Genomic DNA, 25,509 nt, shown 5'->3' on the forward strand with positions numbered 1-25,509 from the left:
GAGAGCGACGACGCGTGCCCCGCGCCTCACCTCCGCTCCTCCAGCACGATCGCCACCGGCGCCGCCGTCAGCACCGTCGACGCCGTGCCCGCCACCAGCCCGATCAGCAGCGCCGTGGCGAAGTCGGCCAGCGAGCCGTCCCCCAGCACCAGCAGCGCGGCCAGCACGAACAGCACGCCGATCCCCGTGTTCACCGTCCGCGGCAGGGTCTGGAGCACCGCGGAACTCATCACGTCGGGGAACGGCCCACCCGCCCGCCGCAGCTCCCGCACCCGGTCGAACACCACCACCGAGTCGTTGACCGAGTACCCGATGACGGTCAGCAGGGCGGCCAGGAACACCGCGTCCGCCGTCTTCCCCAGCCACGCGAACGCGCCCACCAGCACGACCACGTCGGTCACCAGGGCGACCACGGTGGCCAACCCCAGCCGCCAGTCGAAGCGGTACGCCAGGTAGGCCAGCTGCGCCGCCACCGCGACGGCCAGGGCGATCAGCGCGTTGCGCCGCAGCTCGTCACCCAGGCTGGGGCCGATCAGCTCGTTGCTCAGCTGTTCGGCCCCGCCCGTCGCCCGGTCGACCGCCTCGCCGACGCGCACCGCGGCGGCCGAGTCGATCGGGCCGGTGCGCACGGACAGGCCGTCGCCGGAGGTGACGACGACCGCGTCGCCGAAGCCGGCCGTCGCGAGTTCCGCCCTCACCCGACCGACGTCCGCCGACGCGGTGGCGAACTCCATCGCCCGGCCGCCGGTGAACTCGACGCCCAGTTCCAGGCCCCGCGCGAGCAGGCCGGCCACCGCGACCAGCAGCACGGCGCCGGCGGCGAGCAGCCAGCGCCGCGGCCGGCGGTAGAGCCGGATGCCGCGGGTGGTCAGCCACGTGCGCACCCGGCCGAGGGTGTGCAGGCCGCTCCAGCCCGGCTTCTTCTCCAGCAACGGCATCACCACCAGGTGCAGCAGCGCCCTGGTGAGCACCAGTGCGCTGAACAGCGACGCCAGCACACCGACGGACAGGGTGACGCCGAAGCCCTTGACCGGGCCGGTGGCCAGCCAGAACAGCAGGCCGGCGGCGAGCAGCGTGGTGATGTTCGAGTCGGCCACCGCGCTCAGCGCGCCGCGGAACCCCTGGTCCACCGACCGCGGCAGCCTCCGCCGTCGCGCGTACTCCTCCCGCGACCGCTCGAACACCAGCACGTTGGCGTCCACCGCCATGCCGATGGCCAGCACGAACCCGGCCAGGCCGGGCAGGGTGAGCGTCGCCCCGATCGCCAGCAGCGCCGCGTACGCCACCGCCGCGTAGCCGACCAGCGCGAGCACCGCCACCAGCCCGGCGAGCCGGTAGGCGAACACCAGGAACAGCCCGGTCAGCGCGACGCCGATGACGGCCGCCCTGGCACTGGCCTCGATCGCCTCCGCGCCGAGCGTCGGCCCGACGGTCCGCTGCTCCACGACCTCCACCGGCACGGGCAGCGCGCCGGACCTGATCACCAGCGCCAGCTCGTCGGCCTCCGCCTGGGCGAACCGGCCGGTGATCTGGGTGCTGCCGCCGATCATGCCGGTGCCGCACGCCACCGTGCCGTCGACCTGCGGCGCGGACACCACCTCGTCGTCGAGCACGAACGCGACGCGACGCCCCGGGTCGCCGGGTGGCGAGCACGCCGCCTCGGCCGTGACGCGCTGCCAGGCCGACGGCGCGTCGCCGCGGAAGTCGACGCCGACCACGTAGCCGACGCCCTGGGCGTTGGGGGTGGCGCGGGCGTCCGCGATGCCCTCGCCGGTGAGCACGACCTCGCCCAGGCCGACCGTGTCGCCGTCGGGCGTCGGCACGTCCCCCGGTCCGGTGACGGGTCGCACCTGGAGCTGCGCGGTGCGGCCGAGCACCTCGATGGCCTCGGTCGGGTCCTGGAGGCCGGGCAGTTCGACCACGATCCGGTGAGACCCGGAGCGGGCCAGGACGGGTTCGGTGACGCCGAGTTCGTCGACGCGGCGGCGCAGCACCTCCATCGCCCGGTCGGTGGCGTCGGCGGTGGCCTCGGGCGGGGTCTCCAGCACGACCTGGGTGCCGCCGCGCAGGTCGAGGCCGAGGCGCGGTTGGACGGTGAGCAGGGTGAACGTGGACGCGGCGAGCACACCGAGGGACAACAGCCCCCGGACGAGCAGTGCCCGCCGCGCGCTGGGGCGCGGCATGGGTGGGAAACCTCCGGATGAGGTGAACGGGTGGGTTCAGCTACCGGGGGTCGGGGGCGGCGCGCGTTCGCCGAGGGGTGCGTGGCCGGTCCGCTCGGGACGGCGGTGGGCGGGGTCGACGACGTCCACGCGCACCGGCGGCGCGGGCGTGGCGTGCACGGGCGGCTGGACGCCGTCCAGCGGCTGCCCGAGGTGGCCGGCCTGCTGCACCGGGTGCGTCGGGGTGCCGCGGGTGGTCGTGCCGGCGGGCTGGGTGCCGGCCACGGTGGCGGGCACCGCGGACACCGCGACCGCCCCGGCGGCGGGTTCGGAGGGGTGCGCGACGACGACGAAGCCCGCGATCAACGCCAGGACCGCGAACAGCGCGCGCCGGGTCATCCGCCCTCCCTCCCGCTCCGCCAGGCTACCGGCCGCCGCCCAGCACGACGACGGCTCCGCCGAGCAGCGCGCACAGCAGGGCGAGCACGAGGGGCTGCGTCGTGCCCGCGCCGAGCAGGAGCGCGACCGACCACCCGGACAGCACCACCAGCGCCAGCCCGAACGCGATCACCACGACGGCGATCCGCGGCCGGTGCCGGGGCAGCCCCAGCAGCGCCCGCCGCACCCCGCCCCGGGCGCCCAGCAGCAGCCGCGCCACCACGGCGAGGCAGGCCGCGACCAGCGCGGCGGCGAACCACCCGAGCAGCGGCGTCGGCCGGGGCAGCGCCGCCAGGGTCAGCACCAGGCAGCCCGTGACCAGCAGCGCGGCCAGCCGGGACAGCGCGGGCCACACGAGGGCGCGGGCGGCTCCCAGCACGTCGGCGGCCGGCGCGGTCACGGGCGCGCCGCCGCGCCTGCGGCGCACGGTGGCGAGGTTGGCGCGCACGTCGGCGGCGTCGGGGTCGAGCCGCAGCGCGGTGCGGTAGGCGCGTTCGGCGGCGCCCCAGTCGCCCAGGCGCAGCGCGGCGTCGCCGAGCACCTGGTAGGCGCGGGCCTCGGTCGGCGCCAACCGCGTCGCCTCGCGGGCCTCCCGCGCCGCGTCCGGGAGGCCGGCCGCGTCCGCGGCGAGCGCTTCGGCCAGCACCACCCGGCACCGCCAGTCGTCGGGCCGGCGGCGGACGCACTCGCGCGCGGCCACCAGCGCCTCGGTGTGGCGGCCGAGTTCGGTCAGCGCCAGGGAGGTCAGCCGCTGGGCCCACGCGTGGTCGCCGTCGAGCACCAGGGCGCGCTTGGCCGCGTCGAGCGCCGGGTCGGGTTCGTCCGCGTCGAGGTGCGCCGCGGCGAGCCGGCACCAGCCCTCGGCGTGCAGGGGGTTCGCGGCGAGGGCCGGGCGGAGCAGGGCGACCGCCTGGTGCGGCAGACCTCGCGCGGTGAGGTCGGCGGCCCGCGCGACGACCGCGGCGATCGGCTCGGACATGCCCGCGAGTGTTCCAGCGTTCGACCGCGCTGCCTACGCGCCCTCGTGCTCGGGGGTGGCGGGGCTCCCCCCTGGACTCCGGTCCCGCCACCCCCGCGGTGACGCGGGCTGCCCCCTGCCCAGTCCCGTCACCCGGTCCCGCAAGGCCGATCGCACCATCGTCCTTGCCGAGAATTTCTTGAGCCAGAACTTACGGGCAGTCTCGTTCCGAGTCAATAACTTCTTATTCAAGAATATCCCACGACCGGCGTATGATCCGGCCATGGAACTCGCCGACCGAGCCGCCTGCACCGGGCGGTCCGGCCTGAACTGGCTGCTGCACCGCGCGGCGCAGAAGCTGGGCGCGGCCATGCAGGAGGCGGCGGCCCGGCACGACCTCACCGCGCGCGGGCAGCTGGTGCTCACCGCGCTGTGCGCCGAGGAGGACTCCCGGCGCACCCAGCTCGCCCTCGGCCAGGCGCTGGGTCTGGACAAGACCACCCTCACGGCCGAGCTGGACCGGCTGGAGCGGGCCGGCCTGATCGTGCGCGAGCCCCACCCGAACGACCGGCGGGTGCGCGTGCCGGTGATCACCGACCGGGGCCGCTCGGTGCAGGACGAGGTGGCGGAGCTGCACCAGCGGGTCGAGCGCGAGTTCACCGCACACCTCGCACCGCAGCAGTGCCGCGAGCTCCAGGCGACCCTGGAGCGCCTGATCGCCTCCTGCGGCGGTCCGGACAGCGGCTCCTGCCTCTGAATTTCGTCACGATCCGTGTCCACCGGCCGCTAATTTCCCCCTTCGGGGAACTCGATCGATCACGGCGTGCGACGCTAGGGCGAGCTCGGCAGGTTGCCGGCGGATTTCCCGTCACGGCGTCAACGCCCCTGCGTCCCCTTCCCGCGGGCGCCCGGGTTGGGCCGAGCGCACGTGTCGAGACAGCTGGAGGTCAAGGGCCGTGGGCACACCCAAGGAGTGGCAGATCACCTGCCGCGACATCGCGTCCCGACGTCGTGACATGACCGTCTTCGTCAGCCAGGGCCACGTGGTGGTAACCGTGCCGCCGGGCGAGGCCGCGGTGCTGACGCCGCTGGAGGTGGGCCGCCTGCGCGCGGCCCTGCGCGACGCCGTGGTGAACGCGTCCGGCACGCCGGAGCGCTGAACCGCACGCGTCCGATTTCTCCCGATCCTCTTCCTACTCACGGGTAGGTAATGCCAGTATCGGGTCCGTGAGCACCTACTTCGCCACCGGCGCGACGGCCTCCACCGGTCGACGCCCGGTCGAGAGGCACCTCCGGCGGCCCGACCGCGGGCCGGGATCCGCCCTGGTCGGACCGCGTCCGGCGAACCGCCCGGCGAACCGCCCGCCGCGGACCGCCGGGCCGACCCCGGTCCGGGACCACCCCGCCGCGGGCCCGACCCGGCGAGCCGCCCGGTGAGGCGGGTCGTGGGCGCGCTGCGCGCGCTGGCCACGCTGGTGCGCGTCGGCGTGGTGCGGCCGATGGCCCCGGGCCGGCTGCTCGGCGTGCTGGACGCCTACCTGCGCTGGGACATCACCCCCGCGTTCGGCTACGCCACCGGCGCGGCCCGCCACCCCGACCGGCCCGCGATCGTGGACGACGCGGGCGAGCTGACCTTCGCGCAGGTCGACGAGCGCACCACCCGCCTCGCGCACGGCCTGCGCGACCTGGGCGTGGGCGCCGGTTCGAAGGTCGCCGTGCTGTGCCGCAACCACCGCGGGTTCGTGGAGACCGTGGTCGCGTGCGGGAAGACCGGCGCGCACGCCGTGCTGCTGAACACCGGCCTGAGCGCGGGCCAGGTCGCCACCGTGCTGCGGGAGCAGGACGTGTCGGTGGTCGTCGCCGACACCGAGTTCCGCGACCTGCTGGTCCACGCGCCGCGCCGGGTCCGCCGGGTCGTGGCCCGGGTCGAGGGCGCCACGAGGAGCCGCACGCTGGAGCAGCTGATCGACGGCTCCCCCGCCACGCCGCTGCCCGCCCGACCGCCGCGCGGCAGGCTGATCGTGCTGACCTCCGGCACGACCGGCGCGCCCAAGGGCGCCAGGCGCCCCGAGCCCGCCAGCCTGGTGCCCGCCGCCGCGCTGCTCTCGCGCATCCCGCTCCGGGCGGGCGACCGGTTCTGCGTGCCCGCCCCGCTGTTCCACACCTGGGGCCTGGCGGCCTTCCAGCTCGGGCTCGTGCTGGGCGCGACCCTGGTGCTGCGGCCCGGGTTCGACCCCGCGCTGGTGCTGGCCGACGCCCGCGAGCACCGCTGCGGCGCGCTGTTCGTCGTCCCGGTGATGCTCCGGCGCGTGCTGGACCTGCCCGACCGGCCGGAGTTGCCGGACCTGCGCGTCGTCGCCTCCAGCGGCTCGGCGCTGCCGCCGCCGGTGGCCCGCCGGTGCCTGGCGGAGTTCGGCCCGGTCCTCTACAACCTCTACGGCTCCACCGAGGTGTCGTGGGTGAGCATCGCCCGGCCCGACGAGCTGGCCCGGCACCCCGACACCGCGGGCCGCCCGCCGCACGGCACCCGGCTGGCGATCCTCGACGAGCGGGGCGACCCGGTGCCGCCCGGCGCGACCGGCCGCATCTTCGTCGCCAACGACATGCTGTTCGACGGCTACACCGACGGCGCGGGCAAGGAGGTCCGCGACGGCCTGATGTCGACCGGCGACGTGGGCCGCCGCGACGCCGACGGCCTGCTGTTCGTGGCGGGCCGGGACGACGAGATGATCGTCTCCGGCGGCGAGAACGTCTACCCGCGCGAGGTCGAGGACCTGCTGGCGGGCCTGCCCGGTGTGCGGGAGGTGGCCGTGGTCGGCGTGCCGGACGAGCGGTTCGGCCAGCGGTTGGCCGCCTACGTGGTGCGCGAGGGGCCGGACGCGCCGGACGAGGACGCGGTGCTCGACCACGTGCGCGGCAACCTGGCGAAGTTCTCCGTGCCCCGCGAGGTCGTCTTCCTCGACGCGCTGCCCCGCAACGCCACCGGGAAGGTGCTCAAGCGCGACCTGGGCGACCGGCCGGGCTGAGCGCCCCCCGGAGGACGACCGCTCCCGGCCGGCACGCGGTGGGGCGGACCAGGGCGCGACCACCTCCGGGACCCGTCGGAGTCACCTCCGGGCCGTCCGCTCGTTGTCCCGCCGGGGCGGGGCGTCCGGGACGACCGGGCCGCCCGCCGCGTGGGCGCCGCCCAGTTGACGTGAGACGGAAGTGGGTGGTGACCGGCGTGACCCCGGTGTGCCATGCTCCGCTTGGACGCTTCCCCCCGCGTTCCCCGCGGACCTCGTCCGGCTGCCTGCCCCTGCCGACAAGCCGCTGCGATCGAACGGAGTTCGATGATGGTTGTGCACTCCCTGCGCAGAATCCTGGCCGCACTGGCCGTTCTGGCCGGCCTCACGGTGGTCCTCGGTGTGCCCGCGACCGCCGCCGCCGAGGGCGGGACCGCCACGGCCCGCGTCTTCCAGGCGCCTTACGGCCGGCCCTGACACCACGCCCCAAGGCCGGGTTCGCGCACGCGCGGGCCCGGCCTTGAGGCACAGTGGGCAGGTGAGCAGCGAAGTCCTGCGCCTGCGTGCGCCGCGGCACCAGGTGAGCCGCAAGTCGATCACCCTGTGGACCCTGCACGCCCTGATCGGTTGGGCGGTGCTGCTCGTGCCGCAGCTGGTGGTGCTGATCTTCGTCCGGTCGCCGTGGCAGCTGACCGCCGCGGTGGCGACCCTCGTGCTCGGCTCCGCGCACACCCTGGTGATGCCGCGCTGGCGCTACCGGGTGCACCGCTGGGAGGCCACCCCGGACGCGGTCTACACGCTGGCCGGCTGGCTGAACCAGGAGTGGCGCATCGCGCCCGTCTCGCGCATCCAGACCGTGGACACCAAGCGCGGTCCGCTCCAGCAGCTGCTGGGCCTGTCCACGGTGACCGTCACCACCGCGTCGGCCTCGGGTCCGGTGCACATCGAGGGCCTGGACCACGCCGACGCCGTGCGGCTGGCCGACGAGCTGACCACGACCACCCAGGCCACGCCGGGTGATGCCACGTGACCCGGTGGACCCCGGCGGACCCGCCCGCCGACCCGCCCCCCGGCCTCCCCGCCGACCTGCCCGCCGCGCCCGAGTACGCCGAGCCGGCCGACGCGGACCCGACGGCCGGCTGGCACCGGCTGGACGTGCGGATGATCGTCGTCCGCCCCCTCAACGAGCTGGTGAACCTCGTCCCGGTGTTCCTCGGCCTGCTGGTGCTCGGCCGGGGCGAGACGTGGCGGCTGCTGACCAGCGCCGGCGTGGTCGCGCTGATCGTGGTGTTCGGCCTGCTGCGCTGGCTCACCACCCGCTACCGGATCACCGGCGAGCAGGTCGAGCTGCGCACCGGCCTGCTGGTGCGCAAGCGCCTGGCGGTGCCGCGCGACCGCATCCGCACCGTCGACCTCACCGCGAAGCTCGGGCACCGGCTGTTCGGGCTGTCCGCGATCCGGGTCGGCACCGGGCAGCGCGACCAGCCCGGCGAGGACGGCCTGACGCTGGACGCGGTGTCCTCGGCCGAGGCGGAGCGGTTGCGGGTGCTGCTGCTCACCGCCGCCGTCCGGTCCGACGAGCCCGCCGCGCCGGCCGGGCCGGAGCGCCCCGGCGAGGTGCTGTCCGGGTGGGACACCCGGTGGCTGCGGTACGCGCCGCTGACGCTGTCGGGCCTGGTGGCCGCGGGCGCGCTGTTCGGCTTCGTGGTGAACTCCGCGCGGGAGCTGGACCTGGAGGTGCTCGGCCCGCTGACCGACGCCGCGCACTGGGTGGTGGACCAGCCGCTGTGGCTGACCGTCGCGCTGTTCACCGGGGTGGTGCTGGTGGTCGCGGGGCTGGGGTCGGTGCTGGTGTACGTGGTGCAGTTCTGGGGCTACCGGCTGACCCGGGAGCCCGACGACACGGTGCGGGTCCGGCGCGGCCTGCTCACCACGCGGTCGGTTTCCGTTGCCGAGCAACGGCTCCGCGGCGTGGAGCTGGTGGAGCCGTTGCTGCTGCGGTCGGGCGGGGGCGCGCACGCGAAGACGGTGACCACCGGCCTGGGCCGCAAGGGCGAGAGCAACCTGCTGCTGCCCGCCGCGCCGGTGACCGAGGCGCACCGGGTGTCCGCGGCGGTGCTGCGCCTGGAGGTCCCGCCGACGCTTACGCCGCTGCGCCGGCACCCCTCGGCCGCGCTGCGCCGCCGGCTGCTGCGCGCGGTGGCGCCGCTGCTGGTGCTCGCGGCCGGGCTGGCGTGGTGGGGGCCGGACTGGACGTGGCAGGTGGTGCTGGCGCTGGTGCCGTTCTCGGCGGCGCTGGGATGGGACCGCTACCGCAGCCTGGGCCACGCGCTGACCGACCGGTACCTGGTGGCCCGGAGCGGCTCGGTGATCCGGCAGACCGCGGTGCTCCAGCGCACCGGCGTGATCGGCTGGCGGGTGTCCCGCTCGTTCTTCCAGCGCCGCGCGGGCCTGGTCACGGTCACCGCCACGACCGCCGCCGGCGACGGCGCGTACTCCGTGGTCGACGTGGCCGAGGCGGACGGCCTCGCGCTGGCCGACGCGGCGGTGCCCGACCTGCTGCGGCCGTTCCTGGAGCGCACGCCGGAGGATCGGGTGGCAGGGGATGTGGTGGCAGGGGACCGGGTCGCGGGGGATCAAACTCCGGAGGACCGGACTCCGGGGGATCGGACTCCGGGGGACCCGACCACCGGCGATCAGCCCGCCGAGCGGAACGTGGTGCGGTAGACGCTGGGCGGCACGCCGAGGGCGGCGCTCATCTGCTGCCGCAGCGCGGTGGCGGTGCCGAACCCGGCGTGCCGGGCCACCAGGTCGATGGTCAGGTCCGTGGTCTCCAGCAGGTGGCGCGCCCGCTCGACGCGCTGCTGGTGGAGCCACTTGACGGCGGTCATCCCGGTCTCCTCGTGGAACCGGCGGGTGAACGTGCGCACGCTCATCCGGGCGTGGTCGGCCAGCGCCTTCAGGCTCAGCGGCTCCTCCAGGCGCTCCAGCGCCCACGCGCGGGTGGGCGCGGTGGAGGTGTCGGCCTCCTCCGGCACCGGGCGCACGATGTACTGGGACTGCCCGCCGGGCCGCCACGGCGGCACGACGCACCGGCGGGCGGCCATGTTGGCGACGCGGCTGCCGTGGTCGTGGCGCACCACGTGCAGGCACAGGTCGATGCCCGCGCCGACGCCGGCCGAGGTGAGCACGTCGCCCCCGTCGACGAACAGCACGTCCGGGTCGAGGTCCACGTCCGGGAACAGGCGGCGGAAGTTCTCCGCGTGGCCCCAGTGCGTGGTGGCGCGGCGACCGGCCAGCAGACCGGCGGCGGCCAGCGCGAACGCGCCCGTGCAGATGGACACGATCCGCGCGCCCCGGGCCGCCGCCGCGCGCAGGGCGTCGCGCACGGGGGCTTCGAGGAAGCCCCGCTCCAGCAGCGCGGCCTGGTGCACGCCGGCCACCACGACCGTGTCCGCCTCGGCCAGCAGTTCCGTGCCGTGGTCGGGGGTGACGGTGAACCCGGCGGTGCTGCGGACCGGGCGACCGCCGGGCGTGCACACCCGGACGTCGTAGAAACGGCGGTCCAGCTCGTCCCGCGCCGCGTTGAAGATCTGCGGCGGGGTGCCGAGGTCGAAGCCCACGACCTCGTCCAGCGCGAGCACGGCGACCAGGTGACGGCGATCCATGGCCGGATCCTTGCACATATTGGCTATCGGGCCACTGGTCCGGCCTCCCCCGACCGGGGAGGCTCGTCGCGTGATGCGGAGCAGGCAGAACTGGGCATGGGTGGTCGCGGGCGTGGCGTTCGTCGCGCTCGTCGGCGCGGCCGCGTTCCGGGCCACCCCGGGCGCGCTGATCGAACCGCTGCAACGGGAGTTCGGCTGGTCCACCGGCACCATCGGGCTGGCCGTGTCGGTGAACCTGCTGCTGTTCGGCCTGACCGCCCCGTTCGCCGCCGCCCTGATGGAGCGCTTCGGCGTGCGCCGGGTGGTGGCCGCCGCGCTGACGCTGGTCGCCGTGGGCAGCGGGCTGACCGTGTTCATGACCGAGGTGTGGCAGCTGGTGCTGTTCTGGGGCGTGCTGGTGGGCCTGGGCACGGGTTCGATGGCGCTGGCGTTCGTCGCCACCATCACCGGCCGGTGGTTCGTCCGGCACCGCGGGCTGGTCACCGGTGTGCTCACCGCGGGCGGCGCGACCGGGCAGCTGGTGTTCCTGCCCGCGGTGGCCGGGCTGGCGGAGACCTCGGGCTGGCGCTCGGCCTCGGTCCTGGTGTCGGTCGCGGCGCTGGCCGTGGTGCCGCTGGTGCTGCTGTTCCTGCGCGAGCACCCCGCCGACGTGGGCGTGCCGCCGTACGGCGGGACCGAGGTGGTACCGGTGCGCCCCGCCGGGGCGGGCGCCGCGCGACGGGCCCTGGGCGCGCTGCGCGAGGCCGCCCGCACCGGCCCGTTCTGGTACCTGGCGGCGGGTTTCGCCATCTGCGGCGCCAGCACCAACGGCCTGGTCGGCACGCACTTCATCCCCGCCGCGCACGACCACGGGATGCCCACCACCACCGCCGCCGGGCTGCTGGCCCTGGTCGGGATCTTCGACGTCGCCGGCACCGTGCTGTCCGGCTGGCTGACCGACCGCGTCGATCCGCGCGCGCTGCTGGCCGTGTACTACGCGCTGCGCGGCGCGTCGCTGCTGGTGCTGCCGCAGCTGTTCCACGACTCCGTGCAGCCGTCGATGCTGGTGTTCGTCGTCTTCTACGGCCTGGACTGGGTGGCGACCGTGCCGCCGACCGTCGCCCTGTGCCGGCGGGTGTTCGGCGCGTCCGCGCCGATCGTGTTCGGCTGGGTGTTCGCCTCGCACCAGGTCGGCGCGGCCCTCGCCGCCGGCGCCGCCGGCCTGACCCGGGACCACTTCGGCGACTACGCCCCGGCCTGGTACGTCGCCGGGCTGCTCAGCGTCGCCGCCGCGGTCCTGTCGACGAGGGTGCGGGCCGGGCGCGGTGAGGTCGACGGGGCGCGTGTGCCGGAGCCCGCCGGCGCCCGGCGGGCGGGCGACTAGGCTTGTCCCGGTGATGGATCGCCTGGTGTGGATCGACTGCGAGATGACCGGACTCGACCTCGGCAAGGACGCCCTGATCGAGATCGCGGCGCTGGTGACCGACGCGGAGCTGAACGTGCTCGGCGAGGGGGTCGACGTGGTGATCCACGCCGACGACACCGCGCTCGACTCGATGCCGGACGTCGTGGTGCAGATGCACGCCAGGTCGGGGCTCACCGAGGAGGTGCGCCGCTCGACCACGACGCTGGCCGACGCCGAGGCGCAGGTGCTGGCCTACCTCAGGGAGTGGGTGCCCGACCCGCGCACCGCGCCGCTGGCCGGCAACTCCATCGCCACCGACCGCGGGTTCATCGCCCGCGACATGCCGGAGCTGGACGCCCACCTGCACTACCGGATGGTCGACGTGTCGTCGATCAAGGAGCTGTGCCGGCGCTGGTACCCGCGCATCTACTACGCGCAGCCGGAGAAGGGCCTGGCGCACCGGGCGCTCGCCGACGTGCGCGAGTCCATCCGCGAACTGGCCTACTACCGGCGCACCGCGTTCGTGCCGCACCCGGGCCCGAGCTCGGAGCAGGCGCAGGCCGTGGCCGCCGAGCTCCTGGCCGCCGATCGCCGGGAATAGGGTCGATTTCAGACCCGGCGGCATGGCACTGTATGCTTCACGCCGCCGGGTCAACCGGTCTTGGTGGGTGTAGCTCAGCTGGCAGAGCACTGGGTTGTGATCCCAGGTGTCGCGGGTTCAAGTCCCGTCACTCACCCCAAGCGGAACGCCCCTCGACTCCGGTCGGGGGGCGTCTTCTTTTGTGCCTCCAGGAGGTTGTTGTGAGCGCCACGCTCGTGGCCAAGGGCCTGGCCGCCGGACACGGCGACCGCGTGCTGTTCTCCGAGCTGGACCTCGTCGTCGCGCCCGGCGACGTGATCGGTCTGGTCGGCGCGAACGGCGCGGGCAAGTCGACGTTGCTGCGCACGCTGGCGGGGCTGCTGCCGGCGGAGGCGGGTGTGATCCGCCTCTCACCCACCACGGCGACCGTGGGGCACCTGCCGCAGGAACCGGACCGGCGCCCCGGCGAGACGGTGCGCGGGTTCCTGGCCCGCCGCACGGGCGTGGCGGCCGCGCAGGCGGAGCTGGACCGGGCGACCGGGGCGCTGGCCGAGGGAGCCGCCGACGACGGCTACTCCGAGGCGCTGGAGCGGTGGCTCGCGCTGGGCGGGGCCGACCTGGAGGAGCGGTCCGGCGAGGTGGCGGCCGAACTGGGCCTGGCCGTGTCGCTGGACCAGCCGATGACCTCGCTGTCCGGCGGGCAGGCGGCGCGGGCGGGCATGGCCTCGCTGCTGCTGAGCCGGTACGACGTGTTCCTGCTCGACGAGCCGACCAACGACCTGGACCTGGACGGCCTGGAGCGGCTGGAGCGGTTCGTGGGCGGGCTGCGGGCCGGGACCGTGCTGGTGTCGCACGACCGGGAGTTCCTGGCGCGCACCGTGACCCGCGTGGTCGAGCTGGACCTGGCGCAGCAGCAGGTGCGGACCTACGGCGGCGGCTACGAGTCCTACCTGGAGGAGCGGGAGGTCGCCCGCCGGCACGCGCGCGAGGACTACGAGGAGTACGCCGCCACGCGCTCGTCGCTGGAGGACCGGGCCCGGTCGCAGCGGGCGTGGATGGAGAAGGGCGTGAAGAACGCCCGCCGCAAGGCGTCCGACAACGACAAGATCGGGCGCAAGTTCCGCACCGAGGCGACCGAGAAGCAGGCGGCCAAGGCCCGGCAGACGGAACGGCTGATCGAGCGGCTGGACGTGGTGGAGGAGCCCCGCAAGGAGTGGGAGCTGCGGATGGAGATCGCCGCCGCGCCGCGCTCGGGCGCCGTGGTGGCGGTGCTGCGGTCGGCCGTGGTGCGGCGCGGCGACTTCGTGCTGGGACCGGTGGACCTCCAGGTGGACTGGGCCGACCGGGTCGCGATCACCGGGGTCAACGGCTCGGGCAAGTCGACGCTGCTGGCCGCGCTGCTCGGGCGGGTGCCGGTGGAGTCGGGCTCGTCCTCGCTCGGCTCGGGCGTGGTGGTCGGCGAGGTCGACCAGGCGCGCGGGCTGTTCCTGGGCGGGGAGTCGCTGGCGGACGCGTTCGAGGCGGCCGTGCCGGCGATGGCGCCCGCGGACGTGCGGACGCTGCTGGCCAAGTTCGGGCTGAGGGCGGCGCACGTGCCGCGGCCCGCCGCCTCGCTGTCACCCGGCGAGCGGACGCGGGCGGCGCTGGCGCTGCTCCAGGCGCGTGGAGTGAACCTGCTGGTGCTCGACGAGCCGACCAACCACCTGGACCTGCCCGCGATCGAGCAGCTGGAGTCGGCCCTGGAGTCCTACACCGGGACGCTGCTGCTGGTCACCCACGACCGGCGGATGCTGGACGCGGTGCGCACGACCCGCCGCCTGGAGGTGGCGGCGGGCCGCGTGACCGACCACCGCTAGCGGTTGCCCTTCACCCACTGGTCCCACGGGACCTGCCAGTCGCCGAAGCCGTCCCACGGTTGCAGCACCGGGCCGCCGGAGTTGGTGACGACGACGACGTCGCCCTGCTTGGAGTTGTCGAACACCCACTTGGCGTTCTCGGGCGAGAGGTTCAGGCAGCCGTGGCTGACGTTGCGGTGCCCCTGGTCCCCGACCGACCACGGCGCGCTGTGGAAGAAGATGCCGCTGTTGGACATGCGGAACGCCCAGTCCACCGGGGTGACGTAGCCGCCGGCGTCCAGCGACAGGCCGTAGGTGCGGGAGTCCATCACCATGTGGGCGTGCTTCTCGGTCAGCACGTAGGTGCCCGTGGGGGTCGGGTTCTGGGCGTCCCCCATGGAGGTCGGCATGGTGCGCACGACCTGGCCGTTGACCTTGGTCACCACCTGGTGCGTGCCGCCGTCGGCCTCGTGGACCACCGCGTCGCCGATGGTGGTGGTGACGTGGCGGTCCTCCTCGCCGTAGACGCCGCCGCCGACGTGCTTGCCGTAGATCTTGGCGTCGATCGTGACCTTGGTGCCGGGGGTCCAGTAGTTCTGCGGGCGCCAGTGGACGGTGTCCTCGTCGAACCAGTAGAAGGCGCCCTCCACCTTCGGCTCGGTGGTGATGGAGATCATCGCCTCGGCGGCGGCCTTGTCGGCGATCGGCTCGTCGAAGTAGAAGGCCAGCGGCTGGCCGACGCCGACCGTGGAGCCGTCGAGGGGGTTGATGGAGAGGTAGGTCAGGGTGCGCGGCTTGACGGTGGTGAAGGACGAGGTCCGGGTGACCGACTGCCCGTCGGCGCCCACCCCGGTCACCGAGAGCCGGTAGGTCTTGCCGTAGCCCAGCGGTTCGCTGTTGGTCCACTGGAGACCGTCGGGGGTCACCTGCCCGGCGACCGGTTGGCCCTCGGGGTTGGTCAGCGCCACCTCGGTGATCTTGCCGTCGGTCGCGGTCGCCACCACCGGCACGCCGGGCGGCACGTCCACGGCCGCGTCGGCGGGCCCCGTGCTCAGCGCCACGGGCCGAGGCGGCGCCGTTGAGGAGGTCGAGGTCCCCTGCTCGCCGGAACCCCCGGTCGTGGCCGACCCCGATGAGCAGGCCGTGACCACCACCGCGACCAACCCGATCGCGACGATCCCCCGCGCCCCCCGCTTGTGGAACATCAACACCCTCCAGTCGTCCCCGGCAAGCCGCGCCTGCCCGTAGCGGCAGGACTTCGGCATCCCCTGACAAGGTGACGCCTGGAGGGTTGACGATGTTGCCCCAGATGCCGGATCGTTACCGGGGCGAAGTTCCCCCTGGACGAGGGCGCGAACACCTGCCCTGACCAGGCGATTGGGAGCCGCGCCGAGCGCTGTGCTAACGTTCTCCACGTCGGACGGAGCAAGAAGGTCCGGGCGCCGCTAGCTCAACTGGCAGAGCAGCTGACTCTTAATCAGCGGGTTCGGGGTTCGAGTCCCTGGCGGCGCACAAACACTCAGGGCCCCACCAGTGGTGGGGCCCTGAGTGTTTGTGCGCCTCACCACGGTGCGGCACTCCTTCTCCCGGAATGCGCGCGGCGCACCCCGACGGCTTTTCCCCGCTTTCGCCCCCCGATGTGCCGGTGCGCGCGAACCCGCCGTCGTTCTCCTTTTCCGACTTTCCCCGCTCCACTGACGTGGACCGCGCACGACACGTTCGTGTCAGCCCCGGTCCGGTGGGTTCAGCCGAACGCCAGCGCGATCCGCCGCCGGGCCAGCAGCCGGGTCCGCCGCACGTCCACGGCCACGTCCACGGCGCTGCGGTCCAGCCGGTCGTAGGACTTGGCCAGCAGCCAGTGGGCGGCGTCCGCGGCGATCAGCGTCAGCGGGGCGTGCCGGGCCAGCCGGCGGTGCGCGGTGTCCACGTCCCGCGTCGCGAACGCCTGGCGCACCACCCCGCCGGCCAGCTCGTCGATCAGGAACACCATCGCGTGCGCGTCCCGGGCGAAGCGGTACGCGCAGGTCAGGATCAGGTAACCGGCGTCGATCGAGCGGTCGCAGACCCACGCGTCGCCCACCTCCAGCGCGGGGCCGACGGGCGGCACGGCGTTGGCCGCCCACTCGCGCGGCCGCCCGGTGAGCAGGGCGGCCAGCACGCGCAGCAGGGCGTGGTTGTGCCGGCTGGGCAGGGACACGGCGTGCTCGATCAGCCCCGCCCAGAACTCCTCGTCCGGTCGCGCGTCGGCGACCGCGCCGCTGACCACCAGCTCCAGCTCCAGCGGGTCGACCAGGTCCGGGAGGTCTCGGCAGCGGCGCACGACCGCCCGCTGCGCCGGGGTCAGTCGCGTCCCCTGTGGACGGTGCACGACCGTCACCTTCCTGCTCACGGTGCGAGGCTGGCACGGTCGGCGGCACGCAGGCGCGCAACGCGCACCACGTGCGGCGACACCACACCCGAAAGAGGACAATCAGCGGTCGTGGACGACCTGCGCGGAGCGCTGTGGCGGGCCGCGACCAACCGTCGCGCCCGGTTGCCGCGCACCTCCTCCCTGCCCGGGACCGAAGTGGACGAGGCGGTGCGCGCGGTGCTCGGGCGCGCGTTCGAGCACCTGTGGGACCACGGGTGGCTGCCTTACGACGTGTACGAGGCGGTGCGGCGCGAGGCGGACGGGAGCGCGCTGTCGTTCCTCGTCGACTCGCTGGCGCTGGAGGCCGCGCGGTACCCGGTGCTGCACCCGCGGTGGCGGGCGCAGCTGGCCGAGATCGGCGCGGAGGTCTGGTGGGACGCCGGCGCGCCGCTGGTGGACGAGTGGGCGCGCCGGCACATCGAGCTGCGCGACGACGCCGTGGCCGCCGCGGTGGCGGTGCTGGCCGTGCTCGTCGAGCTGCCGGCGCTGCCGGTGATCGTGCCGAAGCCGGGCACGCCGCTGGCCGACCTCGACCACCACAACGTGGACCCGAAGGTGCTCAACCGGGTGCGCGGGCTGCTGGCCAAGGCCGAGTCGACGGCGTTCCCCGAGGAGGCCGAGGCGCTGTCGGCCAAGGCGCAGGAGCTGGTCACGCGGCACGCGCTGGAGCGGATGCCGGTCGAGGCGCCGACCACGACCTCCCGCAGGCTGTGGCTGGACAAGCGGTACTTCGACGGGAAGGCGCAGGTCGTGCACGTGGTGGCGAAGGCCAACCGGTGCCGCGCCGTGGTGTACGACCTGGGGTTCGTCGCGCTGGTCGGCGAGGAGCTGGACCTGGAGATCGTGGAGCTGCTGTCGGCGTCGCTGCTGGTCCAGGCGACGCGGGCGATGGTGGCCGCCGGTGAGCGGGCGGGCAAGTCCTCGGAGGAGCGGTCGCTGGCGTTCCGCAAGTCGTTCCTGCTGTCCTACGCGCACCGGGTCGGGGAACGGCTGCGCGCGGTCAACGAGGTGCCCGAGGACGACCGGCTGCTGCCCGTGCTGGCCGAGCGGAAGAAGGCGGTGGACGAGTACTTCGGCTCGATGTTCACCCGCACCGTGGCGAAGTCGACGACCGTGCGCAGCTCGGCGGGTTGGGACGCGGGTCGTTCGGCGGCCGACCGGGCGAACCTGTCGCTGGGCTGATCCGCTCGCCCGGAACCGCCGGTGCCCGCCCGCACCGGGCGCTCCCGAGGTTCCGGGCGTTCCCGCGCGACGTGCCGCACCCGGGGTGGGCCATCATGACCGGGTGCCGAAGCTGGAGACGACGGACGACGTCCGCGCCCGGATGAGCAAGCAGCGCTCGCGCGACACGGAGATCGAGGTGGCGTTGCGGCGCGAGCTGCACCGGCTCGGCCTGCGGTACCGGGTGCACCGGCGGCCGGTGCGCGCGGTGCGGCGGGAGGCCGACGTGGTGTTCGGGCCCGCGAAGGTCGCGGTGTTCGTCGACGGCTGCTTCTGGCACGGGTGCCCCGAGCACGGCACGTGGCCCAAGCGCAACGGCGAGTTCTGGCGCGCCAAGATCGAGGGCAACCGGGCCCGCGACGCCAACACCGACCGGGTGCTGGACGAGGCGGGGTGGCTCGCGGTGCGGGTGTGGGAGCACGAGGACCCGACCGTCGCGGCGAGTCGGGTGCGGGAGGCGGTGCTGGAACGGCGGCGTCGGCTAGCCTGAGCCCGTGCTGTCCGTGATCGACCTGTTCGCCGGCTGTGGCGGCATGACCTCCGGCTTCGCGGCGGCGGGCGGCTACGCGCCGGCCATGGCGGTCGAGTGGGACCTGCACGCGGCGGCCACGTACGCGGCGAACTTCGGCGAGGACCACATCCGCTGGACCGACATCGCGGCCGTGCCGGACAGCGCGATCCCCGAGGTCGACGTGGTCGTGGGCGGGCCGCCGTGCCAGGGGTTCTCCAACCTGGGCTCCAAGGACGTCAACGACCCGCGCAACTCGCTGTGGCGCGAGTACCTGCGGTTCGTGCGGCGGGCCAAGCCCGCGGTGTTCGTGATCGAGAACGTCGACCGGTTCCTGGCCTCCACCGAGTTCGCCCTGCTCCAGGCCGAGACCGAGGGCTACGAGTTGAGCGCGGGCATCCTGCTGGCCGCGGACTTCGGCGTGCCCCAGCGCCGCCGCCGGGCCATCGTGATCGGCTCGCGGGTCGGGCGCGTCCCGCTGCCCGCGCCGACCCACCCGCGCGGCCGCTGGCACACCGTGCGCGACGTGTTGAGCGGGCTGCCCGAGAAGCCGCTCACCACGGCGCTGCCGCGCTGCGAGGTCGAGTTCTTCGGCCGCACCCTGCCCGGCCGCTTCAAGAGCCCGGACCTGCACCTGGGCCGCAACCCCACGCCGCTGTCGGTGCTGCGCTACCGGCTGGTCCCGCCCGGCGGCGGGCGGTTCGACCTGCCGCCGGAGCTGCTGCCGAGGTGCTGGCGGGAGAAGAAGACCGGCACCACCGACGTGATGGGCCGGATGCGCTGGGACGAGCCCTCGGTGACCATCCGGACCGAGTTCTACAAGCCGGAGAAGGGCCGCTACCTGCACCCGCAGTGGGAGCCGGGCGAGGACGGCCACCGCGTGGACCGGCCGATCACCCACCTGGAAGCGGCCCGGCTCCAGTCCTTCCCGGACGACTTCGAGTGGTGCGGCTCCAAGGTCGAGGTGGCCAGGCAGATCGGCAACGCGGTGCCCCCGCTGCTGGCCAGGGCCATCGCCGAGCACCTCAAGCCGCACCTGACCGGCGTCCCGGCGGTCGCCCCGACCTGCCCCCTGTGCCCCTGACCTGCGACAACACCCTCGATCCCGAAAATTGTCAGACCCCCGGCCTACCGTCATCGTCATGACGACAACCACGTACGAGAACGCACTCCGCATCGGTTCCACGACCTACCGCCTGGCGGCCACCGCCGACCCGGACCTGGTGGTGGAGCTGACCGGCACCGATTCCTCCGGCGCGCTGGTGGCCGAGGGCGCCCTACGCCTGCCCGCCGACGCCGGGGGCAGGCTCGGCAAGCTCCTGGGCCAGGTCCTGGACGCGCTGGGCAGGCTGAGCACCCCCGCGCCCGCCTCGCCGGGGAACCGCCCGGCCAACGCCAACCAACCGTGGACCCGGGACCTGGACGAGGACCTGCGCGTCGAGTGGCTCGCCGCCGAGGAGGGGAGCCCGAGCGCCGACCTGATCAGGGGCGTGGCCCGCCGCCTGGAGCGCTCGCCCACCTCGATCAGGTCGCGCCTGGCCAGGATCGGCTGTGACCCGGACGTGCCGGGCCGGGTCCTCTCCGGAGGGGGCGCCGAGGTGTTCGGGGTTCAGGGTCCGGCTCAGGGGCGGGTCAGGGGTAAACCCGATTCGGGCGGGGAGGGGGTGTCGTGATGCTCGAGGTGAACGCGCAGGCGGGGGAAAGGACCTCTCGTGGAGATCACCGGGCTCATCTCGGCACTGGTCATCGGTCTGGTCATCGGCGGCCTCGGCAGGCTGGTCGTGCCGGGCAAGCAGCACCTCTCGATGGTGATGACGCTCCTGGTGGGCGTGGCGGCGGCCCTGCTGGGCACCTTCGCCGCGTCGGTGCTGGGGGTGTCGGACACCTCGGGGCCCGACTGGCTGGAGATGGCGCTCCAGGTGGGCCTGGCCGGTGTCGGCGTGACGACCCTGGCGCGGTCGAGGACCCGGCAGTTCCGCTGACCGGCTCCCGGCGCCGCCCCACCCGGTCCGATCCCGGGTAGACCGGCGCCGACCTGGACCGGTGGTGTCGGTGGCGACGCCTAGAGTCGCACCTCGTGTTGGTGCTGCACAGCCTTGGCGCTGTCGACGGTCGGGTGGCGCTGTGGGCCGAGGACTCGCGGCTGCCCGCCCGGGTTGCCGGGCGACTGCCGCGAGCGGCGGTTCCGCACCCGTTCGCCCTCGGCGGTGCGGAGTTGCGCGCGCTGCTCGGGGAGGCGGGTCGGGCGGGCACCGACGGGGCCGAGGCCGACAGGTTCGAAGCCGACAGGTTCGAAGCCGACAGGTTCGGGGCCGGCACGAACGGGGCCGGGCCTGGCACCAGCGGAGCGGGGAGCGGAGCCGACGGAACCGGTTCCGGCGTCAACGGCGCCGGAGCCGCGACCGGGGCCGGAGTCCGTGCCGGTACCGGGGCCGGAGTCGGGACCGGGGCCAGCAGGTCCAGGGCCGGAGCCGACAGCGCCGGAACCGGGGCTGGGACCGGAGTCGGGCCGGGCCGCGAGGTCGGTGAGCCCGAAGCCGGAGAGGTGGGCGAACTGCGGGTCTGGTTGCCGTCCTCCGCCTCCGGTCCGGTCGCCTCCCCCGAGTTGGCGCGGGAACAGCCGTCCCGGCGCGGGGCCCTCCGGTGGCGGGAGTGGGTGGTTCCCGTCCTCTGGTGGGAGGGAACCGTGCCGAACCGGGCGGTGGACTTCCGGCTCGGCGCCTCGGCCAAGTTCCTCACCGAGGTGGTGGACTTCGGGCTGGACCTGGTGCGGCGCGGCCGCGTCCTGCCGGTGCTCGACGACACCCGTTCCGCCCGGTGGCGCGCGGCGCTGTCCGGGGTCGACTCGTTGCGGCACGCCGCGCTGCGGGCGACCACACCGGACTCGTTCCACGCCGCCGCGAGCGGTGTCGGGGACGGGCCCGGGGGCAGCGGCGGAGGAAGCGGAGGAAGCGGCGGCAGAGGAGGCGGCGGCGACGGGGTGCTGACCGACGTGCTCGACCGGCTCGTCGACCGGGAGGTCCGGCGGGCACTCGCCGGCACCGGCGTCGCGGCCACCACCGGCTCGGCCACCACCGGCTCGGGCGAGGACGGGGTGGTCGGGCGGTGGTTGGCCGCGTTGGCGGGGGCTCCCCGGGTCGAGGCCGCCTCCGGTGAGGTGGACGGGTTGCGCCGCGTGCTGGGCACGTGGGCCGCGCGCGGGTTGCGGGAGAGTCCGGTTCGGACCTGCTTCCGGCTCGTCTCGCCGGAGCAGGGCGGGTTCCTCGAAGACCGGTGGCGGGTCGAGTTCCTGCTCCAGGCCGTTGACGAGCCGAGCGTGCAGGTGTCGGCGAACCAGTTGTGGCGCAAGCGGGATGCCGCGTTGAGGAGGTGGGTGGATCGACCGGACGAGGTGCTGCTCGGTGATCTCGGCCGGGCCAGTCGGCTCTACCCCGCACTGGACCGCGCCCTGGTGGCCAAGCGGCCCGCCGAACTGGCGCTGGACGTCGAGGGCGCCTACGACTTCCTCACGCACGCGGCGCTGCTGGCGCAGGCCGGGTTCGGGGTGCTGCTGCCCTCGTGGTGGCGGCAGCCGAGCCGGCTCGGGCTCACGCTCGACGCGACCGGTCGCGGCACGGCCGGGGCCGTTGCCAAGGAGGGCGAGCTGGGGCTGAAGGCGCTCGTCGACTTCCGGTGGGAGCTGTCGCTCGGGGACGAGCGGCTGACCGAGGCCGAGCTGACCGCGTTGGCACGGGCCAAGGTGCCGCTGGTCCGGGTGCGCGGCCAGTGGGTGCACGTCGACCGCAAGCGGCTCGCCGCGGGCCTCGCGTTCCTCCGGCGCGGCGGCGGTGGGCGGATGACGGCCGCCCAGGTGCTGCTGCACGCCGGTCTGCACCCGGACGACGCGGAGCTGCCGTTGCCGCTCAACGGGGTCCGGGCCACCGGCTGGCTCGGTGACCTGCTGTCCGGTGAGGCGGAGCACCGGCTGGAACCGGTGGAGCACCCGCCGGGGCTGGTCGGGGAGCTGCGGCCGTACCAGCAGCGCGGGCTGGCGTGGTTGGCGTTCCTGGACCGGCTGGGGCTCGGCGCGTGCCTGGCCGACGACATGGGCCTGGGCAAGACCGTGCAGCTGCTGGCGCTGGAGGCGCACACCCGGCGTCGCGGCGGCCGGCCGCCGACGCTGCTGGTGTGCCCGATGTCGGTGGTCGGGAACTGGCAGCGGGAGGCGGCCCGGTTCACCCCCGGCCTGCGGGTCCGCGTCCACCACGGCGCGGAGCGGGCGCTCGACCTCGACTGCGACCTGGTGGTCACCACCTACGCGGTGGTGGCGCGGGACGCGGACAAGCTCGCCGACGTGGTGTGGGACCGGGTGGTGCTCGACGAGGCGCAGAACATCAAGAACAGCGCCACGCGGCAGTCCGAGGTGGTGCGGTCGCTGCCCGCGCGCCACCGGGTGGCGCTGACCGGGACGCCGGTGGAGAACCGGCTGGCGGAGCTGTGGTCCATCATGGACTTCGCCAACCCGGGCGTGCTGGGCTCGATCAGCACGTTCCGCGCCCGCTTCGCCGTGCCCGTCGAGCGGCACCACGACGAGGACGCGGCGCTGCGGCTGCGCCGGATCACCGGCCCGTTCGTGCTGCGCCGGCTCAAGACCGACCCCCGGGTCATCACCGACCTGCCGGACAAGATCGAGGTCACGCAGCTGTGCACGCTGACCGCCGAGCAGGCGTCGCTGTACCAGGCGGTGGTGGACGACATGTTCGCGCGGATCGCCGAGGTGCGGGGCATCCAGCGCCGCGGGGTGGTGCTGGGCACGATGTCGAAGCTCAAGCAGGTCTGCAACCACCCCGCCCAGCTGCTCCGCGACTCCTCGCGCGTCGCGGGCCGCTCGGGGAAGCTGGCGCGCCTGGAGGAGGTCCTGGAGGAGGCGCTCGCGGACGGCGACAAGGCGTTGTGCTTCACCCAGTTCACCGAGTTCGGCTCGCTCGTCGCGCCGCACCTGGCGACGCGGTTCGACACCGAGGTGCTGTTCCTGCACGGCGGCACCCCGAAGGGGGCGCGTGACGAGATGGTCCGGCGGTTCCAGGAGCAGGACGGGCCGGCGGTGTTCGTGCTGTCGCTGAAGGCCGGCGGCACGGGGCTGAACCTCACCGCCGCCAACCACGTCATCCACCTGGACCGCTGGTGGAACCCCGCCGTGGAGGACCAGGCGACCGACCGGGCGTTCCGCATCGGGCAGCGCAAGCACGTGCAGGTGCGCAAGTTCGTGTGCGTCGGCACGCTGGAGGAGCGGATCGACCGGATGATCGAGGAGAAGCGGGGCCTGGCGCAGCTCGTGGTCGGGGCGGGCGAGGACTGGCTGGCGGAGCTGTCGACCGGTGAGCTGCGCGAGCTGCTCGCCCTGTCCGGGGAGGCCGTGGGTGGTTGAGCGCACGAGGCACTGGCACGGCGAGCGGCCGTCGTCGCGGCCCGTCCGGGTCGAGGGCGGGCTGACGCTGCGCAGCAAGCGGGGCGAGGTGGCGCGGACCTGGTGGTCGCGCCGGTTCGTGGAGGTGCTGGAGTCGTTCGGCATGGGCGGGCGGCTCGTCCGGGGGCGCGCCTACGCGCGGACCGGCCAGGTGATGAGCCTGTCGCTGTCGACGAGCCTGGTGGTGGCGCTGGTGATGGGCTCGCGCGCGGAGCCGTACCGGGCTCGGATCGGCGTGCGGAGGATCGACGAGGACGACTGGACGCGCATCGAGCACGCCCTGGCGGACCGGGCGGTCTTCGCGGCGAAGCTGCTCGCGGGCGAGATGCCGGCGGAGATCGAGGACGTGTTCGCCGAACAGGGCCTCACGCTGTTCCCGGGCACCCTGCGCGAGCTGTCGATGGACTGCACGTGCCCGGACTGGGAGGTGCCGTGCAAGCACCTCGCCGCGACCTGCTACCTGCTGGCCGAGGCGTTCGACCGCGACCCGTTCGAGATCCTGGCCTGGCGCGGCCGGTCGCGGGAGGACCTGCTGGACCGGCTGCGCGAGCTGCGGGCCCCGATGCACCCCGACGACCCGGACGAGACCGACGGCACCGACGAACCGGACGGGTCGGAGGAACCGGGCGGGCCGGGCGGGGGCACCGCGGCCGCGTCCCGGGACGACCGGTTCGAGTCGTTCTGGACCCGGCCCAAACCGGCCTCGGCGCTGCCGGACATCCCCGAGCCCGTGCCCGGACGCCCGGACGCGCTGCTCGACCAGCTCGACCCCCTGGTGCTGGCGGGCCGGTCGATCACCGATGACCTGCGCCCGTTCTACCGGGCCATCGCCGAGCCGTAGCGGCGGAACAATTCACGGACGACATCGCGCCGCTCACCGAATTGTGACCTGAGGCGCGACCCGCGCGGGATACGGGAATTCCCGGTCCGAACGCGGAAGGAGTACGTGAGCACTTCTCAGGGACGACACCGGTTACCGATTACCGTCTTGACTGGCGGTGTGCGCGCGGTGTTTGGTCGCTCACGAAGCGACAAGACCACGGGGGGACCGCGCATGACCGCGTCCAAGGCACTGCGGGCCCTGCGCGAGGCGATCGTGCTGGAACACCTGGAATCGGAGAACGAGCAGGAGTTCGACAGCGCGGTCGGGGCGTTCGACCACCCGCGGTGCGAGATCGTCTCGACCGGCCAGGTCTTCGACGGCCGGGAGGAGTTCGCCGGGTACTACGCCCACGTCCGGTCGGCCCTGCCCGACCGGCGCAGCAGGCTGGTGGAGCTGCACCACGCCGACGGCGCCGTGATCGTCGAGCTGGAGCTGGAGGGCACCCACGCGGGCAGCCTGGGCGGCGAGGAGCCGACCGGCCTGCCGTTCCGGGTGCGGACCACCGCGTTCTTCGTCTTCGACGGCGCGCGGCTGATCGGCAAGCGCGTCTACGGCGACCGGCTGGGCCCGGCGCCGGCGCTGACGAGCTGACCTGGCGAGCTGACCCGGCGAGCCCATCCGATGATTCGGGCCGCCACCCCCGGCGAGGGGGGTGGCGGCCCAAAACAGCTCCGGATCAGGTGATCCGGTCAGGTCAGACCGGTCGAACCGCCTGTGCCTGCGGCCCCTTCTGGCCCTGGCCGATCTCGAACTCCACCCGCTGGTTCTCTTCCAGGGTGCGGTAACCGGTGCTCTGGATCTCCGAGTAGTGCACGAACACGTCGGCGCCACCGTTGTCCGGGGAGATGAAGCCGAAGCCCTTCTCCGCGTTGAACCACTTGACGGTGCCCTGAACAGCCATCTTGCTACTTCTCCTCTAACAGGTGCCGGATCGCGCTTGCGACCACCGGGTCCGCTGGGGCTCCGGCCCCTCCTGGCGAGGAGTGTTCGGCGCCCGCAGCTCCGTTCCGC

At 74.3% G+C, this 25,509-nt stretch carries 24 protein-coding genes and 2 tRNA genes; 19 read left to right on the plus strand and 7 right to left on the minus strand.

Features of this window, described 5'->3' with window-relative positions; translation table 11 throughout:
* Positions 1-26: 26 nt before the first annotated feature.
* From secD to Q5530_RS15895, 3 genes are read right to left on the minus strand one after another with little or no spacing between them, the layout of a single operon-like run.
* The gene (gene secD, locus Q5530_RS15885; RefSeq protein WP_415363008.1) at positions 27-2,183 is read right to left on the minus strand and encodes a protein translocase subunit SecD; all 2,157 of its coding nucleotides are present in this window, start codon (positions 2,181-2,183) and stop codon (positions 27-29) included.
* A 36-nt stretch (positions 2,184-2,219) separates the two neighbouring features.
* Positions 2,220-2,561: a hypothetical protein gene (locus Q5530_RS15890; protein ID WP_415363010.1), complete on the minus strand. Its 342-nt coding sequence runs from the start codon at positions 2,559-2,561 to the stop codon at positions 2,220-2,222.
* A gap of 25 nt (positions 2,562-2,586) precedes the next feature.
* Positions 2,587-3,579 (minus strand): tetratricopeptide repeat protein, encoded by a 993-nt coding sequence (locus Q5530_RS15895; protein WP_415363012.1) that lies wholly within the window; start codon positions 3,577-3,579, stop codon positions 2,587-2,589.
* A gap of 262 nt (positions 3,580-3,841) precedes the next feature.
* Here Q5530_RS15895 and Q5530_RS15900 point away from each other — a divergent pair, with 262 nt between their 5' ends.
* The 6 genes from Q5530_RS15900 (at position 3,842) to Q5530_RS15925 (ending at position 9,290) form a co-directional block, all read left to right on the plus strand.
* On the plus strand, positions 3,842-4,315 hold the full coding sequence (locus Q5530_RS15900; RefSeq protein ID WP_415363013.1) for a MarR family winged helix-turn-helix transcriptional regulator: 474 nt from the start codon (positions 3,842-3,844) through the stop codon (positions 4,313-4,315).
* A gap of 199 nt (positions 4,316-4,514) precedes the next feature.
* A complete protein-coding gene (locus Q5530_RS15905) occupies positions 4,515-4,718 on the plus strand; it encodes a hypothetical protein (protein ID WP_380638327.1) in 204 nt (67 codons plus the stop codon).
* 273 nt (positions 4,719-4,991) lie between these two features.
* Positions 4,992-6,584, plus strand: a complete 1,593-nt coding sequence (locus Q5530_RS15910; protein ID WP_415363015.1) for an AMP-binding protein — start codon at positions 4,992-4,994, stop codon at positions 6,582-6,584.
* Between the two features lie 306 nt (positions 6,585-6,890).
* Positions 6,891-7,040 carry a hypothetical protein gene (locus tag Q5530_RS15915; protein ID WP_380638325.1) on the plus strand — a complete coding sequence of 50 codons (150 nt, stop codon included), beginning with the start codon at positions 6,891-6,893 and terminating at the stop codon, positions 7,038-7,040.
* A 61-nt stretch (positions 7,041-7,101) separates the two neighbouring features.
* Positions 7,102-7,593, plus strand: a complete 492-nt coding sequence (locus Q5530_RS15920; RefSeq protein WP_415363016.1) for a PH domain-containing protein — start codon at positions 7,102-7,104, stop codon at positions 7,591-7,593.
* Between the two features lie 131 nt (positions 7,594-7,724).
* Entirely contained in the window at positions 7,725-9,290 is a 1,566-nt protein-coding gene (locus tag Q5530_RS15925) for a PH domain-containing protein (protein WP_415363070.1), read from the plus strand.
* On the opposite strand, the gene Q5530_RS15930 is transcribed toward Q5530_RS15925, so the two are convergent.
* Positions 9,260-10,231: a GlxA family transcriptional regulator gene (locus tag Q5530_RS15930; protein WP_415363018.1), complete on the minus strand. Its 972-nt coding sequence runs from the start codon at positions 10,229-10,231 to the stop codon at positions 9,260-9,262. The two genes, Q5530_RS15925 and Q5530_RS15930, sit on opposite strands and share 31 nt — an antisense overlap.
* A 73-nt stretch (positions 10,232-10,304) precedes the next feature.
* On the opposite strand from Q5530_RS15930, the gene Q5530_RS15935 reads away from it, so the two are divergent.
* The 4 genes from Q5530_RS15935 to Q5530_RS15950 all read left to right on the plus strand — a co-directional run bounded on the left by Q5530_RS15935 (position 10,305) and on the right by Q5530_RS15950 (position 14,051).
* Positions 10,305-11,594 (plus strand): MFS transporter, encoded by a 1,290-nt coding sequence (locus tag Q5530_RS15935; protein ID WP_415363019.1) that lies wholly within the window; start codon positions 10,305-10,307, stop codon positions 11,592-11,594.
* 10 nt (positions 11,595-11,604) lie between these two features.
* Entirely contained in the window at positions 11,605-12,216 is a 612-nt protein-coding gene (orn, locus tag Q5530_RS15940) for an oligoribonuclease (protein ID WP_415363021.1), read from the plus strand.
* Positions 12,217-12,279: 63 nt separating this feature from the next.
* Positions 12,280-12,355: transfer RNA gene (locus Q5530_RS15945), tRNA-His, on the plus strand.
* Between the two features lie 61 nt (positions 12,356-12,416).
* Positions 12,417-14,051, plus strand: coding sequence for an ABC-F family ATP-binding cassette domain-containing protein (locus Q5530_RS15950; protein ID WP_380638321.1), 1,635 nt, complete (start codon positions 12,417-12,419; stop codon positions 14,049-14,051).
* Here Q5530_RS15950 and Q5530_RS15955 read toward each other — a convergent pair.
* Entirely contained in the window at positions 14,048-15,091 is a 1,044-nt protein-coding gene (locus Q5530_RS15955; RefSeq protein WP_415363023.1) for a L,D-transpeptidase, read from the minus strand. The genes Q5530_RS15950 and Q5530_RS15955 overlap by 4 nt on opposite strands.
* 378 nt (positions 15,092-15,469) lie before the next feature.
* Here Q5530_RS15955 and Q5530_RS15960 point away from each other — a divergent pair.
* Positions 15,470-15,542, plus strand: a tRNA-Lys gene (locus Q5530_RS15960).
* 232 nt (positions 15,543-15,774) lie between these two features.
* Here the strand turns inward: Q5530_RS15960 and Q5530_RS15965 are convergent.
* On the minus strand, positions 15,775-16,419 hold the full coding sequence (locus tag Q5530_RS15965) for a hypothetical protein (protein WP_415363025.1): 645 nt from the start codon (positions 16,417-16,419) through the stop codon (positions 15,775-15,777).
* 90 nt (positions 16,420-16,509) lie between these two features.
* Between Q5530_RS15965 and Q5530_RS15970 the strand changes: the two genes are divergently transcribed.
* From Q5530_RS15970 to Q5530_RS16005, 8 genes are all read left to right on the plus strand, one after another.
* A complete protein-coding gene (locus tag Q5530_RS15970) occupies positions 16,510-17,622 on the plus strand; it encodes a DUF2786 domain-containing protein (protein WP_415363026.1) in 1,113 nt (370 codons plus the stop codon).
* A gap of 142 nt (positions 17,623-17,764) precedes the next feature.
* Positions 17,765-18,151: a very short patch repair endonuclease gene (locus Q5530_RS15975; RefSeq protein ID WP_415363071.1), complete on the plus strand. Its 387-nt coding sequence runs from the start codon at positions 17,765-17,767 to the stop codon at positions 18,149-18,151.
* Between the two features lie 4 nt (positions 18,152-18,155).
* Positions 18,156-19,253, plus strand: coding sequence for a DNA cytosine methyltransferase (locus Q5530_RS15980; RefSeq protein WP_415363027.1), 1,098 nt, complete (start codon positions 18,156-18,158; stop codon positions 19,251-19,253).
* 58 nt (positions 19,254-19,311) lie between these two features.
* Positions 19,312-19,842: a hypothetical protein gene (locus tag Q5530_RS15985; RefSeq protein WP_415363028.1), complete on the plus strand. Its 531-nt coding sequence runs from the start codon at positions 19,312-19,314 to the stop codon at positions 19,840-19,842.
* Positions 19,843-19,881: 39 nt separating this feature from the next.
* Positions 19,882-20,151: a GlsB/YeaQ/YmgE family stress response membrane protein gene (locus Q5530_RS15990; RefSeq protein WP_415363030.1), complete on the plus strand. Its 270-nt coding sequence runs from the start codon at positions 19,882-19,884 to the stop codon at positions 20,149-20,151.
* 704 nt (positions 20,152-20,855) lie between these two features.
* Positions 20,856-23,576 carry a DEAD/DEAH box helicase gene (locus Q5530_RS15995; RefSeq protein WP_415363032.1) on the plus strand — a complete coding sequence of 907 codons (2,721 nt, stop codon included), beginning with the start codon at positions 20,856-20,858 and terminating at the stop codon, positions 23,574-23,576.
* Positions 23,569-24,456 (plus strand): SWIM zinc finger family protein, encoded by an 888-nt coding sequence (locus Q5530_RS16000; RefSeq protein WP_415363033.1) that lies wholly within the window; start codon positions 23,569-23,571, stop codon positions 24,454-24,456. The genes Q5530_RS15995 and Q5530_RS16000 overlap by 8 nt, the downstream gene beginning before the upstream one ends.
* Positions 24,457-24,669: 213 nt before the next feature.
* Positions 24,670-25,089, plus strand: coding sequence for an ester cyclase (locus Q5530_RS16005; RefSeq protein ID WP_415363034.1), 420 nt, complete (start codon positions 24,670-24,672; stop codon positions 25,087-25,089).
* Positions 25,090-25,192: 103 nt separating this feature from the next.
* On the opposite strand, the gene Q5530_RS16010 is transcribed toward Q5530_RS16005, so the two are convergent.
* Positions 25,193-25,399: a cold-shock protein gene (locus Q5530_RS16010; RefSeq protein WP_343937724.1), complete on the minus strand. Its 207-nt coding sequence runs from the start codon at positions 25,397-25,399 to the stop codon at positions 25,193-25,195.
* Positions 25,400-25,509: the final 110 nt, after the last annotated feature.

It is taken from the genome of Saccharothrix sp. BKS2, assembly GCF_047689505.1.
Taxonomy (GTDB): Bacteria; Actinomycetota; Actinomycetes; order Mycobacteriales; family Pseudonocardiaceae; genus Actinosynnema; species Actinosynnema lopnurensis.